At 62.6% G+C, this 19,192-nt stretch carries 17 protein-coding genes; 10 read left to right on the plus strand and 7 right to left on the minus strand.

Annotation, left to right across the window (positions count from 1 at the left end):
- Positions 1-118: 118 nt before the first annotated feature.
- Positions 119-757: a hypothetical protein gene (locus tag HHL25_RS05740; protein ID WP_169588107.1), complete on the minus strand. Its 639-nt coding sequence runs from the start codon at positions 755-757 to the stop codon at positions 119-121.
- 102 nt (positions 758-859) lie between these two features.
- Positions 860-1,441: an NAD(P)H-dependent oxidoreductase gene (locus HHL25_RS05745; protein WP_205927722.1), complete on the minus strand. Its 582-nt coding sequence runs from the start codon at positions 1,439-1,441 to the stop codon at positions 860-862.
- Between the two features lie 121 nt (positions 1,442-1,562).
- Between HHL25_RS05745 and HHL25_RS05750 the strand changes: the two genes are divergently transcribed.
- The gene (locus HHL25_RS05750; RefSeq protein WP_169588111.1) at positions 1,563-2,057 is read left to right on the plus strand and encodes a hypothetical protein; all 495 of its coding nucleotides are present in this window, start codon (positions 1,563-1,565) and stop codon (positions 2,055-2,057) included.
- Positions 2,058-2,149: 92 nt separating this feature from the next.
- Here the strand turns inward: HHL25_RS05750 and HHL25_RS05755 are convergent, their stop codons facing one another.
- Complete coding sequence (locus HHL25_RS05755) at positions 2,150-3,964, minus strand: methyl-accepting chemotaxis protein (RefSeq protein ID WP_169588113.1); 1,815 nt, start codon at positions 3,962-3,964, stop codon at positions 2,150-2,152.
- A 193-nt stretch (positions 3,965-4,157) separates the two neighbouring features.
- Between HHL25_RS05755 and HHL25_RS05760 the strand changes: the two genes are divergently transcribed.
- Entirely contained in the window at positions 4,158-4,544 is a 387-nt protein-coding gene (locus HHL25_RS05760) for an acyl-CoA thioesterase (RefSeq protein ID WP_169588115.1), read from the plus strand.
- A gap of 210 nt (positions 4,545-4,754) precedes the next feature.
- The gene (locus tag HHL25_RS23680; protein ID WP_169588117.1) at positions 4,755-6,050 is read left to right on the plus strand and encodes a putative bifunctional diguanylate cyclase/phosphodiesterase; all 1,296 of its coding nucleotides are present in this window, start codon (positions 4,755-4,757) and stop codon (positions 6,048-6,050) included.
- Between the two features lie 31 nt (positions 6,051-6,081).
- On the opposite strand, the gene HHL25_RS05770 is transcribed toward HHL25_RS23680, so the two are convergent.
- Positions 6,082-6,432, minus strand: a complete 351-nt coding sequence (locus HHL25_RS05770) for a DMT family protein (protein ID WP_169588119.1) — start codon at positions 6,430-6,432, stop codon at positions 6,082-6,084.
- Positions 6,433-6,734: 302 nt separating this feature from the next.
- Here HHL25_RS05770 and HHL25_RS05775 point away from each other — a divergent pair, with 302 nt between their 5' ends.
- The 6 genes from HHL25_RS05775 to HHL25_RS05800 all read left to right on the plus strand — a co-directional run bounded on the left by HHL25_RS05775 (position 6,735) and on the right by HHL25_RS05800 (position 15,321).
- Complete coding sequence (locus HHL25_RS05775; protein ID WP_246701695.1) at positions 6,735-8,729, plus strand: putative bifunctional diguanylate cyclase/phosphodiesterase; 1,995 nt, start codon at positions 6,735-6,737, stop codon at positions 8,727-8,729.
- Positions 8,730-8,863: 134 nt separating this feature from the next.
- Positions 8,864-11,950: an excinuclease ABC subunit UvrB gene (uvrB, locus tag HHL25_RS05780; protein WP_169588121.1), complete on the plus strand. Its 3,087-nt coding sequence runs from the start codon at positions 8,864-8,866 to the stop codon at positions 11,948-11,950.
- On the plus strand, positions 11,950-12,150 hold the full coding sequence (locus HHL25_RS05785) for a hypothetical protein (RefSeq protein ID WP_169588123.1): 201 nt from the start codon (positions 11,950-11,952) through the stop codon (positions 12,148-12,150). The genes uvrB and HHL25_RS05785 overlap by 1 nt, the downstream gene beginning before the upstream one ends.
- A 440-nt stretch (positions 12,151-12,590) precedes the next feature.
- Positions 12,591-13,082, plus strand: coding sequence for a histidine kinase (locus HHL25_RS05790; protein WP_169588125.1), 492 nt, complete (start codon positions 12,591-12,593; stop codon positions 13,080-13,082).
- A 795-nt stretch (positions 13,083-13,877) separates the two neighbouring features.
- Positions 13,878-14,774, plus strand: coding sequence for a hypothetical protein (locus HHL25_RS05795; protein WP_169588127.1), 897 nt, complete (start codon positions 13,878-13,880; stop codon positions 14,772-14,774).
- A complete protein-coding gene (locus tag HHL25_RS05800) occupies positions 14,764-15,321 on the plus strand; it encodes a hypothetical protein (RefSeq protein WP_169588129.1) in 558 nt (185 codons plus the stop codon). The genes HHL25_RS05795 and HHL25_RS05800 overlap by 11 nt, the downstream gene beginning before the upstream one ends.
- A gap of 666 nt (positions 15,322-15,987) precedes the next feature.
- Here HHL25_RS05800 and HHL25_RS05805 read toward each other — a convergent pair.
- Complete coding sequence (locus HHL25_RS05805) at positions 15,988-16,605, minus strand: DnaJ domain-containing protein (RefSeq protein WP_205927724.1); 618 nt, start codon at positions 16,603-16,605, stop codon at positions 15,988-15,990.
- 468 nt (positions 16,606-17,073) lie between these two features.
- Here HHL25_RS05805 and HHL25_RS05810 point away from each other — a divergent pair, with 468 nt between their 5' ends.
- Positions 17,074-17,286 carry a cold-shock protein gene (locus tag HHL25_RS05810; protein WP_028735154.1) on the plus strand — a complete coding sequence of 71 codons (213 nt, stop codon included), beginning with the start codon at positions 17,074-17,076 and terminating at the stop codon, positions 17,284-17,286.
- Positions 17,287-17,503: 217 nt separating this feature from the next.
- Here the strand turns inward: HHL25_RS05810 and dusA are convergent, their stop codons facing one another.
- Entirely contained in the window at positions 17,504-18,535 is a 1,032-nt protein-coding gene (gene dusA, locus HHL25_RS05815) for a tRNA dihydrouridine(20/20a) synthase DusA (protein ID WP_169589612.1), read from the minus strand.
- Positions 18,536-18,704: 169 nt separating this feature from the next.
- A complete protein-coding gene (locus tag HHL25_RS05820; protein ID WP_169588131.1) occupies positions 18,705-19,115 on the minus strand; it encodes a hypothetical protein in 411 nt (136 codons plus the stop codon).
- Between the last annotated feature and the right edge of the window lie 77 nt (positions 19,116-19,192).

Here is a 19,192-nt window from a genome sequence, read left to right on the forward strand (position 1 = left end):
CCCTTTTTTATCATCACTTTTCCGGCCAGCGGCGACCCCCGTCCAACCGCAATACGGTCGACAAAGCCGGCGCTCGCGCCGGCTTTGTTCATTTCGGCGGCTTCTTTTCCGAGGATGCTCAGTAGGCGGAATCGGTCGCCTGGCCCGGCATCGGCAGGATCGGCACGGGATTGTCAGTGCCGATCCCATCCACCACAGGCTGGCTGGTGGCGCCTTCGGCAATCGCCATGGCGCCCTGCGGCACGAGAATCTGCGGCGCCACATGCTTGCCCGTCGGCTGCGGCGCGGTCGATCCGACGCCAAGCTCGTCTTCCGTGGAGACCCCGAGCTCCGCATCCATGTTCACGCCTTCGGGCGGGATTTCGGAGACACCGGTCGCGGCCAACGGAGCAGCGGCCATGGCCGCCTCGGTGGACGGTGCCGCGTCGCCATAGGCTACGTCCGTCTCGACCGTAGAGGGTTGCGCCGCGTCTGGATGGCTGTTCAGCCCTGCGAGATTGGGCGTGTCGAGATAATCGATCGCCGCTGCCGCTCCGCTTCTGCGGACCGGCTCGGGGGCATAGGCAACCGGCTCGCCGACCCTGCCGAGGATCTCGATCTCGTCCCCCCTAGCCTCCAGCTGGCGGCTCGAGGTGACCGCCGGACGCGCAGCCCCGACATCGGCAGGCGGGGCGAGCCCATCGCCAATGCAGGAGACGAGACTTGCCGCCGGCACGATGACCAGTGCGGAACGCTGCAGGAAGCTTGAGGACGCCATACGAAAAACTCCGCCGCGGGCACACTGCGCATAGCCCGTTCCGCGCAGACTAGAGCGAAGCCGTTAAGTCTTCGTTTGGATTTTACTGACAGGCGCACCGCTCTAAACGGCCGCAGCGCCGAGCGCCCGCATGCGGGCGAGCCAGTCCTTGCGCGGCGCCGGGTTGTTGCCTTCGACGTTACCGATGAGGCTCGCCGCGATCGGCCGGAAACCCACGAAGCCGAAGATCCCGACCTTCATCGCCTTGAGGCTGTGGGCACCGTAAACCAGACGGTAGTACCAGGCCGGCATGCCCATGGTGATGACGATCCTCAGCGACCGGCCCTTCAGGAGCTTGCCCTTGAAGGGGCCGCCGTCACTGGCATAGGCAAAGCCCGGCCGCAGCACCTGCTCAAGGAAGGCCTTGACGAGCGCCGGCGCGCCGCCGAGCCACAGCGGGAAAACGAGCACCACGTGTTCGGCCCTCAAGATGCTCTCCTGCGCCCTTGCGATATCGGGGCCTAGGGCACCGTGTTCCTGTTCCCGTTGGGAGCCCAGGAAGTCGATGTCGATCTTTGCCAGATCCAGCCGCTCGACGGAATGTCCGACCTCCTGCGCACCGGCGGCATAGGCGTCTGCCAGCGCATGACAGAAATGCGGCTCCGTGGCATCGGGATGCCCCTGAATGATCAGAATGCGGCGCATCATCTCGCTCCTGTGTTGTCCGTCACTTCACGGTTGCATGGGACTGCGTGCACCCTTGTCTAGCATGTTCGGACGCGCCTAGATTGGATCGAAGTCAAACGCCCCGAAAAAGGAGATGCTCATGCGCTTCGGGACATGCCTAGCGACAAGCCTGTTTTCCCTCCTCGCCTTGGCGCCGGCCCTTGCTGCCGAATGCGACGCCTGGAAGGCGGAGATCTGGGACGTCGAGGGCGGTAAAGCGATGACCGCACATATCTGCAATCCGGCAACCGGCGACGATCGCCAGCCGATGCTCTACCTGCAATGCCAGGACAAGGACGTGCTGGCGATGCGCTTCGACGACGGCGGGGAAGGCAATCCGCCCGACGACAATCCGGAATGGAGCGCCGATTTCACCATCAGCGGCGGCGAGACGAAGATCGTCACCCGTTTTCAATATGAGGCTATGGACGGCGTCCTCTACGCACCGGTGCCGCTCTCCGGTCCGCTCGCAACGCTGCTGAAGGGCGGCGAGCAGATCACCATCACACCGCCGATCGACATCTACAAACCCCGCACATTTCCCTTGAAAGGGTCGAGCGCAGCGATCGCGACGCTGGCAAAGACCTGCCGCTGACGGCGGTCCCCGACGACTGACCGACAGAAAAAGGGCGCCGGTGGAGATCTCCGCCGGCGCCCTTTTCATTGCTCGATAGGCGGCCCTATGCCTCAGGCGGCGCGACGGCCCGCTTGCCCGTCTGCCGCCGGCTCGACACGCAGCCGCGACAGCAGTTCGCGCAGGTGCCGGCTCTCCTCTGCCAGCGTCTGGCCGGCGGCCGAGGTCTCCTCGACCATGGCGGCGTTCTGCTGGGTCATCTGATCCATGTGATTGACCGAGGTGTTGATCTCGTGCAGGCCGGTCGCCTGTTCGCGCGCGGCGGTGGCGATCGTGTCGACGTGATCGTTGACCTGGTTGACCAGCTTCTCGATCTCGACGAGTGCCTCGCCGGTCGAACGCACCAGCGCCACGCCGTTGCCGACCTCGGCCGCGGAGTCGCTGATCAGCGTCTTGATCTCCTTGGCCGCATTGGCGGAACGCTGGGCGAGTTCGCGGACTTCCTGGGCGACGACCGCGAAACCGCGACCGGCCTCACCCGCACGAGCCGCCTCGACGCCGGCATTGAGGGCCAGAAGGTTGGTCTGGAAGGCGATTTCATCGATCACCGAGATGATCTGGTTGATGCGGTTCGACGAATTCTCGATCCGCCCCATGGCGTCCACCGCGTTGCGGACGATGTCGCCGGAACGGTTTGCGCTCTTCTTCGTCGCGGCGACCATGTCGCGGGCCTCGTTGGCACGCTCGGAAGCGGTGCGCACGGTCGCGGTGATCTCGTCGAGGGCGGCAGCCGTTTCCTCGAGGGCAGCGGCCTGCTGCTCGGTGCGCCGCGACAGGTTGTTGGTCGCCTCGCTGATATTGCCAGCGCTGTCGCTGACGACATCGCTGGTCTGGCGGATCGAGCCGATGACGCTGCTGAGGGCAGCGACTGCAGAGTTGAAGTCGCGACGGAGCTTTTCGTATTCCGCGCCGATCTCGCCGACATGGACCGTCAGGTCGCCCTGGGCAAGCCGCTCCAGCGCATCGCCGATTTCGTGGATGGCGTAGTTCTGCCGCTCGGAAGCGCTGCGCAGAACGGTCTCGTTGTTTTCGCGCTCGGCGTCGAGGCGCTGCTGCTGCTCGGCTTCGCGGCCCCGCATCGTGATGCGGTCACGCACGGAATCGCGCAGCACGATGAGGGCGTTGGCCATGCCGCCAATCTCGTCGCGGCGGCCGGCGTCGACGATCTCCGTGTCCACCTTTTCCTCGGCGATACGGCCCATGGCCGATTTCAGACGGTTGACCGGCTGCACGACGCTGCGGACGACCGCATAGGCGCAGAAGAGGATGACCACGACGCTCGCGGCGATGATCGCACCGAACCAGAGGGCATTGCTGTAGAACATGGCGGCCAGGTCATCCGCATAGACGCCGGTGCCGACGATCCAGCCCCAGGGTTCGAAACCGACGACGTGGGAGAATTTCAGGACCGGCGCCTCGAAACCAGGCTTCGGCCAGTAATAGTCGACGAAGCCCTCCTTGCTTTCCTTCACGGTCTTCACGAATTCCATGAAGATGTGCTTGCCGTTCGGATCCTTGTTGCCGCTCAGGTCCTTGCCGATCAGTTCCGGCTTGATCGGATGCATGACCATCACCGGAGTCATGTCGTTGACCCAAAGATAGCCGTCCTTGCCGTAGCGCATGGCGCCGACCACTTCGAGGGCCTTCGCCTGCGCCTCATCGCGGGTCAGCGCCCCGTCCTGCTCCATCTTGTGGTACTTGGCGAAGACTGCGAGCGCCGTCTGGTCGATCGCCGCCAACCCGGCCCTCCGCTCCTGAGCGAGGGAATTGTAGGAATAGAACAGGCTGAAAGTGAGTGTCGCCACCAGGACGCAGAGCGCGAGCGCCACCAGCAGATAGAGACGAATTGAGATGCCAAGATTTTTCACGGCGTAAGATCCCCGATAATTGTGAGGGGAATTGTCTATTTGAGACATTACGAAATCGATAAAGACCGATACACTAATTTTGGGCAGTCAGAAGTATGAGACCACCGCCTGCCGGCGCCGTTGCCTCGCCGCCTCGAATTGCCTAGCCTCGCCGGCAGACGAATCCCGATAGCCACAGCGAGCGAAATTTCAGATGAACGACAAGCCGACACCCAAGGGCGAACTGACGCTGCGAACCCTGGCAATGCCGGGCGACGCCAACGCCGCCGGAGACATTTTCGGCGGCTGGGTCATGGCGCAGATGGATCTGGCCTGCGGCATCCGCGCCGCCGAACGGGCGCGCGGCCGCGTCGTCACGGCCGCGGTCCAGGAGATGGCCTTCGCCATGCCGGTCAAGATCGGCGACACCTTGTGCGTCTATACCGACATTCCAAAGGTCGGCCGCACCTCCATGACGCTGTCCGTCGAGGTCTGGGCGCAGCGTTACCTGACGCACACCATGGAGAAGGTAACGGCAGCGACCTTCGTGATGGTGGCCCTCGATCACGACGGCAAGCCGACACCGGTCCCGGCCGAGTGACGTCGTCGCGCAACCGGCGAAATCTTTTCCTCCTGAACGGCCCGTCGCGCGCCCCAAGGTCTACCTCTTTCGGGTGGTTGGATTTTCTTAAGCTCACAACTCTAATATAGCCTTCAAGAATAGTCGAAGACCGAGCGCGCGAGACAAAGCTTGACGGAAGGCGGACCACAGAAAACAGGTGATATTGGCACGGACGCCGATGATCAACGGGTGATCTATGCCTACAAGGTCGTGTCGGTTGCCGGATTTACCATCGGAGTATTCTGGACCGGCCTTTTTGCCTGGCTTCATCTTTGGCCACTTGCCTTCGCAGAAGTGCTTTTCGCCCTGCTCGGACTGACAGGCTGGATGCTTACCCGGGCGGGCCGACTGACCGGCGCCATTCTCGTCTGCGAATTCGGTTTCCTTGCCTTCGCCGTCGGCTTTTGCGCGACCTTCGACATCCCGACCGAGGTTTCGCCGCGCGTCTCGCACCTCTATCTGCCCTCGCTGGCCATCCTGGGCTACATCAACTACATGCGACAGCGCTCCCGGGTGCACCTCGTCTTCGTCGTGGCATGCCTCGCGACCTTCGTCGCCTTTTCCAGCGCACACCTCGCCCTGCCGTTCGCCTCGCCGATCCCCGAAGAAATGCGCGGCATCGGCACCTGGATCAATGCGACCGTCGCAACCCTTCTCTGCTGCGGCAGCATCTACGTGATGCAGCGAGAGTTCGCGCGTCAGCAGGGAATGGTGCAGGATCTGCGGACCGCCTTGCGAAATCAGCAGCTCGAACTGTTCTACCAGCCGCAGGTTGGGGCCGACGGCAAGCTTCTCGGCGCGGAGGCGCTTCTGCGCTGGAAACATCCGGAACACGGCACGATCTCGCCGGCAGCCTTCATTCCCGTGGCGGAAGAAGCCGGGCTGATGCCGGAACTCGGATCATGGGTACTGAAGAGCGCCTGCCGCACGCTGGCGAGCTGGCGCGACGAGCCGTCCCTCGCCTCGCTTACTCTTGCCATCAACGTCAGCGCCAGCCAGTTCATGCTCGACGGCTTCGAACGTACCGTGCTCGACGCCATCAATCAGAACGGCATCGACGCACGTAAGCTTAAGCTCGAGCTCACGGAAAGCGTCGTGATTTCAGGACTGGAGCCGGTCATCGGCAAGATGACGGCGATCCGCGCCGCCGGTGTCGGCTTTGCGCTTGACGATTTCGGGACCGGCTACTCGTCTCTCAGCTATCTCCGGCGCCTGCCTCTGGACCAGTTGAAGGTCGACCGCAGCTTCGTTCAGGAATGCCTGGACGAGGGCCGCGGCGCATCCCTCATCAGGAGCATCATCCAGATCGGCCTGGACCTCGACCTTCGGGTCCTGGCCGAGGGCGTGGAAAACGATGATCAGTTCGCCTTTCTGCGCGAGGCGGGATGTGCCGAGTTCCAGGGCTACCTTTTCGGCAGACCGGTGCCGCTCGCCGTCTTCGAACGGCAGGCCCGGGCATCCGCTGTTGCGGCAGAAGCCGGCTGATACGCTCTGGCTGCGTGCGCGCGACTTCCGGTCATGCCCTGAAGATGAGTGCGGCACCACCGGCGATCAGGGCGAAGCCGAGGAAGTGGTTGATGGTCAGCGACTCCTTCAGCCAGAAGATCGAAAATCCGGAAAACACCAGCAGGGTGATGACCTCCTGGATCGTCTTCAGCTGCGCGGCCGAATAGACCTGCGCGCCGATGCGGTTGGCAGGCACTGCCAGGCAGTATTCGAAGAAGGCGATGCCCCAGCTCACGAGGATCGCGAGGAAGATCGCCGAGCCCTTGAACTTCAGATGCCCGTACCAGGCAAAGGTCATGAAAACGTTGGACAGGGACAGAAGCACGATCGGCCAGATCGCGGCGGGACTGAAGGTCGGCATGGGAATATCCTGGGCTCGAAGCGGTCCGACGACACCGGGACCTCATGCCCGAAGCCGCGGCGAATCCGCTGACAATGGTCGGACCATGCCGGATTCGGCCCCGCTCGTCCAATCCCGCCCGGTGGTCCGGCACCGGCTCGATACCGTTCTGCACAACCACCGGTGCAGGCAGCTGCATGGCAACGAGGCAATTTCTTGCCGTCTTCCGCGCCGTTAAATGAATTTTATCATAATCATGGCAGCCTCATGCATGGGAGTAGCCTGCACTTTCAGACAAATCAATTTTCAATCGGGTATTGCAGTTGGACCAACACGACCTGCCGATCAACTCGAAATTCCTGCCCGCGATCCGGCGTGCGCAGGCGAGCCACATCTTGCAAGGCCTCAGCTCGACCCTGGTCTTCAACGCCGCCATCTCGCTTTCCGCCTCGATCATCGTCGCCATCAGCAGGGGCCTCCAGACTGGTCTTCTCGCGTGGAGCGCAACGATCGCGCTCGTCTTGGCCTACCGCGTGTTCAGTGCGGCCCGCCTTCGACGCTTCAACTATGTCGATAGCCATCCTGACTACGCGTTGCGCCTGGTTTCCTTCGGGGCGTTTCTGACTGGCATTACTTGGGCAGCCCTGCCCTTCTGCATTCCGGATTTCGAGGCGACAGGCCGCGACGCGACGATCTCGCTGGTGATGATCGGCATTTCGGCCGGGTCGATGGTCCGCGGCATGGGCTTTGCCCAAATTTCCATGGCGTTCGCGCTGCCCGTGCTGATTTCAGTCATCTTCACACTCACGGACATGGGTGGGCCCTCGGCGGCGGTGATGGTGCTGAACGTCATCGGTCTCATGATGGTGATGGTCCGCAGCAACCTGTCCGCTGAGCGAGTCTTCGTCAGCAACGAACTTGCCAAGCTGGAAGCGACGGCCCTGGCCGATTCGCTCGCAACCGCCAATGAAGACATCCTGCAGAAGAATAGCCGCCTCGAAGTGCTCGCCAATCGCGATCCGATCACCGGGCTCGCCAACCGCATGCACTTCAACGGGCGCCTACTCGGAGAGATCGCCGGAGCGCAGGTAAATGGCGGTAACGTTGCGCTCCTCCTCCTCGACCTCGACCGCTTCAAGCAGATCAACGACGCGCTCGGTCACAGCGCAGGCGATGCAGTACTCGCAGAAGTCGGCCGGAGGCTCATCCGCATCATCGGCGACGACGGCGTGACCGCCCGCCTCGGCGGGGACGAGTTCGCCGTCATCCTGTCCGGCACCGACGCCCGCGAACGTGCCCTAGTCCATTCCGCCGCCATGCTCGAAGCCAGCCGCCAGCCGATCGCCTACGGTGGTGCACAGTCTGTCGTCGGCGTCAGCATCGGGCTGGCCACCTTCCCGGATCACGCCGGCAGCGCCGAGGACCTGCTCGCCAGCGCCGACATGGCGCTCTACGAAGCCAAGGGCAAGGGGCGTCGCCAGATCCAGGAATTCGATCCGGACCTCAAGGCAGTGGCCGAACGCCAGCGGCTGATCGAGCAGGATCTCGAAGCCGCGATCCGTAGCGGCGCGATCGAGACATGGTTCCAGCCGCAGATCGACCTCGAAAGCAACGGAATCGCTGGGTTCGAAGCCCTTGTTCGCTGGCATCACCCACGGCTCGGCTTCGTGTCGCCGCCGGAAATCGTCACCGCCGCACAGTCCCTTCATCTCGCCGAAACGCTGACGGCGCACATCGCTGCCTCCGTCTGCAAACTGCTGACCCGCCTGCCGTCGCTGGAACTGCCGGACGTCACCGTCGCGCTCAACATCTCGCCGCGCGAATTCGCCCTCTATTCGGTCGCCGACATGCTCGAACTGGTCACCTGCCAGCACGGCGTCAACCCCGCTCGTCTGGAAATCGAGATTACCGAGGAGGCCATTCTCGACTCCGATGGCGCAGGCGAACAGCTCAAACGGCTTGAAACCGCGGGCTACAAGCTCGCCGTCGACGATTTCGGCATGGGGCATTCCTCGCTCGCCTACCTGATCAGCCTGAAGATCGACCGCCTGAAGATCGACCGCAGCTTTGCCCGCAATGTCGCGGCCTCCCGCCCCAACCAGGACCTCATCGCCGCACTGGTCGGCCTCGGCTACGCCCTGTCGCTCGACATCGTCGTGGAAGGGGTGGAAACCGCAGAGGACGCGGCCATCCTCAAGATGCTCGGCTGCCGCGTCGCCCAGGGCTATTTCTTTGCCCGCCCCATGCCCGTCGAAGCCCTCATCGCCTGGATCGGCCGTCACCGCCAGGAAGCCGGCGAACGCAAGGCGGTCGCCTGAGCCCGCGCCACCTCGTCCGGCCGTCCGTCTCCTGCCACCATCCTGTCAGTTGATCCCCGGTCCGTTGCTTTTTCGTTCCGGTTTTCCGGCCGCGCCCCCTTTCCTTTGCAGAGCGGATTCTCCATATTCGCCGCATGGCCAAAGCACCGAAAAATTCATCCGCCGCCACCGGTTTCGAGGAGGCTCCCCAGGCATCGTTCGACGGCGCGCCGCTGTCGGGATCGGTGGCCGACTGGGTGAAGCAGCTCGAGGCGGAGGCCGAGGCATCGAGCGTCGAGACCCAGCGCGAGATCGCCTCCAAGGCCGGCAAGCACCGCAAGAAGATCGAGATCGAGGCCCGCAAGCACGCGGAGAAGGTCGCTGTGACGCGGTCGGCGCGCGGCACCTCGATGGGCGCCTCGAGTGACCCGAAGACCCGTGCAGCCGCCGGCCTCAACCCGGTCGCCGGCATGGACGTCTCGCTGGAGGAGGCCGCCAGTCTGGCGCCCGGCGCGGTTACCGCGACCGTCGACGCGCTGTCGAAGCTGATCGAGAGCGGCAATCCGCTGTTCAAGGACGGCAAGATCTGGACGCCCCACCGCCCGGCCCGGCCGGAAAAGTCGGAAGGCGGCATCGCCATCCGCATGCAGTCCGACTACCAGCCGGCCGGCGACCAGCCGACTGCCATCAAGGATCTCGTCGAGGGGCTGAATGCCGGCGACCGGAGCCAGGTGCTGCTCGGCGTCACCGGGTCCGGCAAGACCTTCACCATGGCCAAGGTCATCGAGGAGACGCAGCGCCCCGCCGTCATCCTCGCGCCGAACAAGACGCTCGCCGCCCAGCTCTATTCCGAGTTCAAGAACTTCTTCCCCGACAACGCGGTCGAGTATTTCGTTTCCTACTACGACTACTACCAGCCGGAAGCCTATGTGCCGCGCTCCGACACCTTCATCGAGAAGGAGAGTTCGATCAACGAACAGATCGACCGGATGCGCCACGCCGCCACCCGCGCCATCCTCGAGCGCGACGACTGCATCATCGTCGCCTCCGTCTCGTGCATCTACGGTATCGGCTCGGTCGAGACCTATACCGCCATGACCTTCCAGATGAATGTCGGCGACCGGCTCGACCAGCGCCAGCTGCTCGCCGACCTGGTCGCCCAGCAGTACAAGCGGCAGGAGATCAATTTCGTCCGCGGCTCCTTCCGGGTGCGCGGCGATACCATTGAAATCTTCCCTGCCCACCTTGAAGATGCCGCCTGGCGCATCTCGATGTTCGGCGACGAGATCGACGCGATCACCGAATTCGATCCTCTGACCGGCAAGAAGACCGGCGACATGAAGTCGGTGAAGATCTACGCCAACTCTCACTATGTCACGCCGCGCCCGACGCTGAACGGCGCGATCAAATCGATCAAGGACGAGCTGAAGGCCCGCCTCGCCGAGCTCGAGAAGGCCGGACGCCTGCTCGAGGCCCAGCGCCTCGAACAGCGCACCCGCTACGACGTCGAGATGCTGGAGGCGACCGGCTCCTGCGCCGGCATCGAGAATTATTCCCGCTACCTCACCGGCCGCAAACCGGGCGAGCCGCCGCCGACGCTGTTCGAATACATCCCGGACAACGCGCTGATTTTCATCGACGAAAGCCATGTCACCATCCCGCAGATCGGCGGCATGTATCGCGGCGACTTCCGCCGCAAGGCGACGCTCGCCGAATACGGTTTTCGCCTGCCGTCCTGCATGGACAACCGCCCCTTACGCTTCGAGGAATGGGACGCCATGCGGCCGCAGACCGTCGCCGTCTCCGCCACCCCCGGCAACTGGGAGATGGAGCAGGCCGGGGGCGTCTTCGCCGAGCAGGTCATCCGCCCGACGGGCCTGATCGATCCGCCGGTCGAGGTGCGCTCAGCCAAGACCCAGGTCGACGACGTGCTCGGCGAGATCCGCGAAACCGCGCTCAAAGGTTACCGTACGCTCGTCACGGTGCTCACCAAGCGCATGGCCGAGGACCTCACCGAATACCTGCACGAGCAGGGTGTCCGGGTCCGCTACATGCATTCCGACATCGACACGCTGGAGCGCATCGAGATCATCCGCGATCTTCGCCTCGGCGCCTTCGACGTACTGGTAGGCATCAACCTTCTGCGCGAAGGCCTCGACATTCCCGAATGCGGCTTCGTCGCCATCCTCGACGCCGACAAGGAAGGCTTCTTGCGCTCGGAGACGTCGCTCATCCAGACCATCGGGCGTGCGGCGCGAAACGTCGACGGCAAGGTCATCCTCTATGCCGACCAGATCACCGGCTCGATGCAGCGGGCGATGGACGAGACCTCGCGCCGCCGCGAAAAGCAGATGACCTACAACACCGAACACGGCATCACGCCGGAATCGGTCAAGGCCAAGATCTCCGACATCCTCGATTCGGTTTACGAGCGCGACCACGTGCGCGCCGACATTTCGGGCGTGGCCGGCAAGGGCTTTGCCGATGGCGGCCATCTGGTCGGCGGCAATCTCCAGGCCCATCTCAATGCGCTGGAAAAGCAGATGCGCGACGCCGCCGCCGACCTCGACTTCGAGGCCGCCGCACGCCTGCGCGACGAGATCAAGCGCCTGAAGGCCGTCGAGCTCGCCGCCATGGACGACCCGATGGCGCGTCAGGAGGCCAAGGCCGTCGAAGGCGGCAACGGCAAACCGACCGGACGCCGCGGGTCGGGTTCCCCGCATGAGAGCGACACGGCCGAAGATCACCCCCCTCTGTCGGCTGCGCCGACATCTCCCCCTCAAGGGGGAAGAGAGGCGGACCAGGCCTCCTACTTCGCCAAGCCCTCCCTCGACGACATGGGACCGGGCACCGACATGGTGCGCCCCTTGCGCGAGGGCGAGCCGAGGGTGTCGCTGTCGAGCCGTTCCAAGACCGGCCGGTCGCGCTTCGAGGGCCGTCCTCCCGCCCCTGTCGATGCAGAGGCAGCCGAGGCCCGCGCCTCGCTATTCCGGAAGAATAGCCTGGACGAGATGACCGTCGGCCGGACCGAAAAGCCGGTGATCGGCCGGATCCCGGAGAAGCCGCCCGGGGTCCCCGCCAGCGATGCCGGCAGGACGGAGGGGGCGGCAGTGCGCTCAGGGTCGTCCGACGAACCCCGCCCCATCATCCGCGCTCGGGTCGGCGCCGGTTCCCACGAGGATCCGGGCGACGAGAAACGCAAGGGCCGCACCAAGGGCAAGACCGGACGGCCGGGCCGCTGATGTCGGATATCGGATCGCTGTTTACCGCCGCCGACATCGCCGTGATGGTGCTGGTCGCTTCGCTTCCCGGCCTCGTGCTGGGCGCCTTCGGCGGTGCGCTGCTGCATCGCAGCCGTCGAGTTCCTGGCGCGCTCTATGGCGGGCTTGCCGGCCTCAGCCTGACACTCCTCGCCTGGTCGCTGTTCCTGACGGCGACCTGAGGACGGCGCGAAAGCGCATACCCGACGGCGCGCCGGTGCCGGATCTCCGGATCGCGGTGTTCCGGGAGCTGTCCTGTCACAGCGTCCGCCTGCTCTCGTGGAACAAGGCCGAACGTGGAAAAAGAGGCAAAAGGCACGCCCCGGCCGGACGGCAGCCGATCGCCGGTGGTCACCCCGCCCGCGCATTCCGCGCGACCGCGCCCCCTCGCCGGGCCGGCGGACGCTCCCGGTGTCGCCTTCACCGTGTGATCGCCGCCGGGAACCGACCCTGCCCGATCCGCGCCGGACCGCCGCCGCTCCTTTCGCGAGTCGCGATTCCCCCAGAAATCGCACTGGATTTTCTGTCCGCGCCGGCGCTACGGCAATCGCGCCTTAAAACTTCGCGGCTAGTCTTGCCGCCGCAGTTTCACGGCCGTTTCGGCCCCATCCAGGAGAATATCATGAAGTCCATGCTGACCGCCGCCTTTGCCGCGCTGATGCTTGCCACCGCAGCCGAAGCCGGCGAACTCAAGTTCCCGTCCGACGCGCCCGTCGCCGAGATCGCCGTTCCGGACGGCTGGGAACTCGGCGAGACCGACACCGGCATCGAGGTCACCTCGCCGGACGACGCCGTCTACTTCTTCATCGACGTCGCCGACGCCAAGACCACCGAGGCCGTCATCGAGGACGCCGCCACCTTCCTCGGCGAAAACGGGGTGACCGTCGACCAGAAGTCGCTCAAGGAAAGCCACGACACGCTGAACGGCATGGAAATGGCCAATCTCGACTGGGACGGCACCGACGCCGACGGCCCGGTCTCGATCGGCCTGTCGATCGTCCAGGCAAAGCCCGACAAGCTGCTCGTCATCACCTATTGGGGCACCAAGGGCGAACAGGAAAAACACGCCGCCGACCTCGGCGCGATCATCAGCTCGCTGAAGCCGGTGAAGTAAGGGCCGCCAAGCGTCTCCTTCTCCCCGTCAATACGGGGAGAAGGTGCCCGGCAGGGCGGATGAGGGGCAAGGCCTCAAACCCGACACCCTCCTCTCCCTTGGTGGGCTCCGAAGCGGTGGCCGAAGGCCAGAAATCGACAAAGTCGATTTCAGCGCCCGGAGGCCCGAGCGCGACGCCGCCCGAGGGCGATGGAGCCCCAAGAGGCGAAGCCAATTGGCGAGGCGAACTTGGCGAGGAGGCCTGCCGCCGCACCCAAAACCCACCCCCTCACCAACAAAATCTAACACTTAGTCCTCGGCCAAGCTGTTGATTTTGTATCCTCTCCAACAAGGGGAGAAGGTTGGGGAGAGGAAAGCCACAACCGCGACGCCCTCCTCTCCCCTTGTGGGAGAGGATAGTTCGCCCCAAGAGGCGTAGCCGATTGGCGTGGCGAACTTGGTGAGGGGGTCTGCGAACTCACCCAAGAACCAACCCATTACCAACAAAAATCTGGCGCGTGCCCTTCGGCTAATAAGTTGATTTTGTATCCTCTGACAAAGGAAGGGGTGACGCCCCGCCGGCCCCAATAGAATCCGGGCGCCCGGGAGGAGGCGCGGGTGGCGATGCGAACCAATCATTCCAGTGAAGCTACTATAGCGCCGAATGCCATAGGCGTAGGCAAGAACCGACATGGCGACCCCTGGACAACGCAGGCCACGTTTCCACGACAACATCCAAAAAGACACACAACTTATAAAACGCAGCTTCTCAGACCTCCCCCTAAGGTTTATCAATGCGGGCGTGGGGGAGTGGCAATGAAGTACAAATTATACGAATATGAGCTAGCCGATCGCAGGAATAGATTGGTTGCACCCGATCGGCACTACGAAATATTTCGAAAATCGATTGGAATTGATGATGCCGGCCGCTTCGCCCGCTATCGTGGACGCGACGATGCCGTGCTCATGAACGTAAGAAAAACAAATAGTTCTAGTTCTGATTTTATCGGGCTAATAGGTCGTCATTCTACCGAACGGGAGATTACAAAGTACGATCAAGCAAGAGATGAAGCCGACAATATAATTGTATCAGACGACGATTATCCAAACAGCCCATTCGTCTGCATGCCACGCTTAAAGATGATAGCGTGTGTGGATGGCGCCAAACTCAGGGCGGATAGCGCGATGGCTCGACTCCATGCAATCCTCCTATCTCGCCAGGACCTCTTATTCAGCTACGAATCTACAAAAGCAGCATACGACTTAAGAAGAGCCATAACAAATTTTAGAGTATTTGAGGTCGATTTCGAAATTCGACCAGTCAACCCCCACAGCGAAGAGCTTGGGTTGGAGCTAGATGAAGACAGAAAACGAGACCACATAAGAAATATACTCGGCAAGGCGAAAGCGAACAAGGGAGATAAACTTGAATTAAACGGCGGGTTCCTCACGGCTGTGCAGCAACTTCAAAAAAGCGGTCATGCGACGGCGGGATACAAAGCCGAGACGTCTAGTGGAGTTCAGATTAGCGTACCAAAACCGCGCCGAGAATCAGTCGGTAAGCTTGAGGACGAAGTATCTGACACCACAGACCAGGATCTTCAAGTCGACTTCGTGGGAATGAAACAAGAGTTCCCGATGCCACAGGAACACGTTACAGAACTGAGAACGATCGCAAAACACCTGTCACCGGGAAAAGCTGATGGCGGCTGAACCAACACTGCTAGAAGCTATGATCGCAGCTCGCAAGCTCGGCTATAAGCAGCGTGGATTTATTTCGATATTTCCGATTAGAATTATTTTGCTAATACTTATTCCATCAAGCTTCGTTTTGTATGCTACCGAGCCCGATGAGTTTATGTTGCCAGACGGGGGCACGATCTCAGTTCTCTCCGCAATGCTCGTCGTATATGGCTTCTTTGGAGCCGCGACTGTCGCCGCACTTACCCAAATTAACGAAATCGCGACTCGATTTCCGTTTTCAGACTTTCTAAAACAACAAAACGTATTTTCAATATACACTGCCTTGCCACAGTATGTTTTCATAGTTGAAATTTTTTCAATAATATTGTGCTGTGGACTCATAATAGCAACATCATTTTGTGGTGACCGCATCAATATATATGTCGTTTTAATTTCGAGCGGCACTACCGTTTATTGTTGTCTTGTTACAATAGATCTCCTGAACGTCATCAGGGGCTTATCGCACCACTTTTCCGAATACCAAAAGATATTGCACGAGGAGTCGAAAACATTGTAATAGAAGACCCTAGAATCGGCGATCTCCGACCTTCTTGGCGGCTGCAGAGACCAGAGCAAGCTCTCGCTCTTCGTTCTTGCTTCACTCTACGCTGATTCTATGCCGACCGAACGAACCTACCTGCGTCTCCGCATCAGCACCCGACGCCCCCGCCACCTCCCACGGGGAATCCCACCCACATCCCGCCCAATTCTCCCAACAAAATCAACACCACCCCGCCCGCATTCCCCGCCCTCGGCCACCCTCTTAGACTGATCGCTGTCCCGCCATCGGATACACCGGGTGAGCGTGCCCGGCGAGGCGGGATCGGTGCCGAGGGGTTCGAGCGATCGCAGACCCGGTCCTTCGGGGGCCGCGAGACATGGTCTTCCCCTGGCGACGTGGGGGCATGGGTCGGGGCCTCGGTCGGCCAAAACCCCTGCCGGCCCTGACAGCGCGCCTATTGCTTCTTGAAGGCGTCACAGGGGCGAAGACCGGAGTGTCGAGGGTGCGCGGGCGTCCGCCGGTCGGTGAGACCGGCTCCGCCTCAAGAAATCCCCGGCAGGATCGGGCGCCGCAGAGAGACCGATCGTCGCGGACAAAAACAGCCGAACGGGGCGCCGCAAGGTGCCAGATAAACTTAAACTTACGAGGCAGCTGCGGCGCTCCCGGACATCCGGCGCGGCCCTATTCGGCGGCCTCGGCTTCCGGCTTCGGCGCGGCGAGCGGTTCGAGCTCGTAGGAATAGCCTTCCAGCATGGCATAGGCGCGCTCGATCGCCTCGATCTGGATCTCGGCGGTGCGGATCGCATCGGTGATCGATTGGGCGCGGGCCCGCAGCATCGAGCCGAGCACGTCGTTGTCCGGTCGCCGGCCGATCCGGTCGGCATGTTGGCGGACCCGGGTGCGGTGGCGCTCCAGCTCGAGGATGTGGAAGCGGGCCTTCAGCACGTCGTCGGTGAGTTTCCGGCGCAGCCCCGCGACGGGGTCGAAGCTGCCGGGCTCGCGCTCGTCGAGGATCATATCGTTGACCAGCGTCTCGAGCATCATCAGGCCCTTCAGGTCGGCGGCGTCGGCGAGTGCCGGATCATAGCCGGTGTCGTCATAGACCTTGCGGCGCACCGGATCCTTGAGCAGCTCGTAGGAGGCCGTCACCCGGGCAAAGCCGTCGAGATCGCCGCCGGTGTCGGGGTGGGCGGTCTTGGCCATCCGGCGATAGGCGGCCTTGATCGCGGCGGCGTCCGCATCGCGGTCCAGCCCGAGCAGTTGATAGGGATCGATCACGGCGGCAGTCATCCTCGGCATGTCAAAACGGTCCCCCGCAACGGTCCTAGAGTGTCGCGCGGCGCGCTTCAAGTGACAAGCGGACTTGTCCAAAACATGACGGCCGCCTTGCTTTCGCCGTCGTCCACAGGAGACGCACGGAGTATACGACCCGCCAGCCGATGCTGCGCCGCAACCAAACCCCAGCCCCTAAATCTTAAGGGATTCAACCGGTTGCTTGCACGTCCAGCGCGACTCACCCGGCTTTGGCTCTTGCCTTTTTCGGAAAAAGGCTCTACCGATTCTTCCGTTCGGGCACTAATGATCCCGGAGACTGGACCGACTGTATCGACCACGCGCTGTGGTTCTGGGGGCTTACTCCCGCTTGTAGACGTTCTTTCCCCGATATCGCGACTTCCGACTGGCCCTTCCTGTGAAGGGCATGCCGCCCCCTCTTCCGGCCTGCCGGGCGTGGGGACCAAACGACAAAAGGGAAAAAGGAACTCTCCCATGGCCACCAAAGGCACCGTAAAATTCTTCAACCAGGACAAGGGCTTCGGCTTCATCACCCCGGAAGGCGGCGCAAAGGACGTATTCGTCCACATCTCCGCTCTCCAGGCTTCGGGCATCCAGACCCTGAAGGACGGCCAGCAGGTTTCCTTCGACACTGAGCCGGACCGCATGGGCAAGGGCCCGAAGGCCGTCAACATCCAGGCCTTCTGAGCCTGTTCGCCCCAAGGCGATGATTTTTCGAACGGCGTCCCTCGGGGCGCCGTTTTGCATTCCAGCCTTTTTGGCATGACGTAACGGAATGGGGCTGACGTTGGGGAGATTGATTTTCTTGTCCCCGGCCCTGAATTCTGCGGCACATGACCGCGAGCGAGAAACCCGCGCCATGTCCGGGCGGGCGTGGTTCCGGGTCCGGCTTCCTGCCCGGCCGTCAGACCGCCTCCTGGCGCGTTTCGGCCACGAGCTTCGGGCCGCCCGCGATGTCGACGGCGGCGAAGGCTTCGGCGATCACCTCAGGCCCGGCGTCGCGGCGGGTCGCGTCGGAGGAGAGGATCTGCCGGTAGCGCCGCGCCCCGGCAAAGCCCTGGAACAGGCCGACCATGTGGCGGGTGACATGGATCAGCCGTCCGCCGGCGGCGATATGGGCCTCGGCATGGGCCATCATCGCGTCGCGCACCGCATCCCAGTCGGGCTCGGCCACTGCGGCGCCGTAGATTTTTTCGTCCACCTCGGTCAGCAGCGTGGCATTGTGATAGGCGGCGCGGCCGAGCATGACACCGTCCATCACCTCGAGATGGGCAAGGGCCGCCTCGATCGTGTCGATGCCGCCGTTGATGCCGAGAAAGACGTCCGGGTTCTCCCGCTTCATCTGGTGGACAAGCCCGTAATCAAGGGGCGGAATGTCGCGGTTTTCCTTTGGGCTCAGGCCCTGGAGCCAGGCCTTGCGGGCGTGGATCCAGATCGCGTCGGCACCGGCGGCGACCATCCGGGCGAGGAAGTCCGGCAGCACGGTGTCCGGCTGCTGGTCGTCGACGCCTATCCGGCACTTGACGGTGACCGGCACAGTCGCGACCGCCTTCATCGCAGCCACGCAAGCCGCCACCGTCTCCGGCTCGCGCATCAGGCAGGCGCCAAACGTGCCGGACTGCACGCGGTCGGAGGGGCAGCCGACATTGAGGTTAATCTCGTCATAGCCATAGTCGGCGGCAATCTTCACCGCTTCGGCGAGCTTTGCCGGATCCGATCCGCCGAGCTGCAGCGCGACCGGATGCTCGGCCGCATCAAAACCCAGGAGCTTGTCGCGCTGGCCGTGGATCACCGCATTGGCAACAACCATCTCGGTATAGAGCAGCGCGCGGCCCGTCAGCTGCCGGTGAAAGAAACGGCAGTGACGATCGGTCCAGTCGATCATAGGGGCGACGGCGAAGATCTTCGTCCCCGGGGTGTAGAGCGGTGCTAGCATCATGGGCGGTCAGATAGCCGCACGGGCGGCAATCCGCAAGGGTTCGGGTTTTCCGGCTGGTTCTTTGAAATCCGTGAAGATGGAAGCAAGGTCCTCGTGCGGGCGGCTGAGGCATAATATTGCGCGCTCAATCGGGCCGGGATCCGACCCGTGCCCGACGCGGCAGAATTCAGAGTGAACGGCGACGGAATGCCCGGCAACCGTTTCGCATTGCTGCTCCATTCGGCGGCAATGACCTCTTTTCACCAAAGTGAGCCGATGCCCCCGCCAGCGCGCCACCGAGCGACTGGCCTGTGAGAACGATGTCCGCGGATCCGGGAGATGCCAGCACGCTCTGATAGAACTGCGAGGCAAAACAGATCACTGCCTCGTTGTCGTCTCCCGAGACGATCGGCAAGTCCGTCAGCACGAGTTCCCCCAAGCCTTCATCGGTGCCGCAATAGGAGATGATTGTCTGGCCATTCCACCTGTAGGCAACGGCGTAGAAGCCAGCGTTTTCAGACCCTGGTAGGAGATCTACGTCCTTGACAACAGCAGTGCCAACTTTCGATCCGGACTTCCCCAAGTCCATCTTGGTCAATGCCGTTAGCAACGTTAACTCCATCGCCTAAGCTTGCATTGTAGCCGCGATTGTAAGTGTCCATTGAAGAATGGCCA

The sequence above is a fragment of the Rhizobium terricola genome (genome assembly GCF_012927355.1).
GTDB lineage: Bacteria > Pseudomonadota > Alphaproteobacteria > Rhizobiales > Rhizobiaceae > Allorhizobium > Allorhizobium terricola.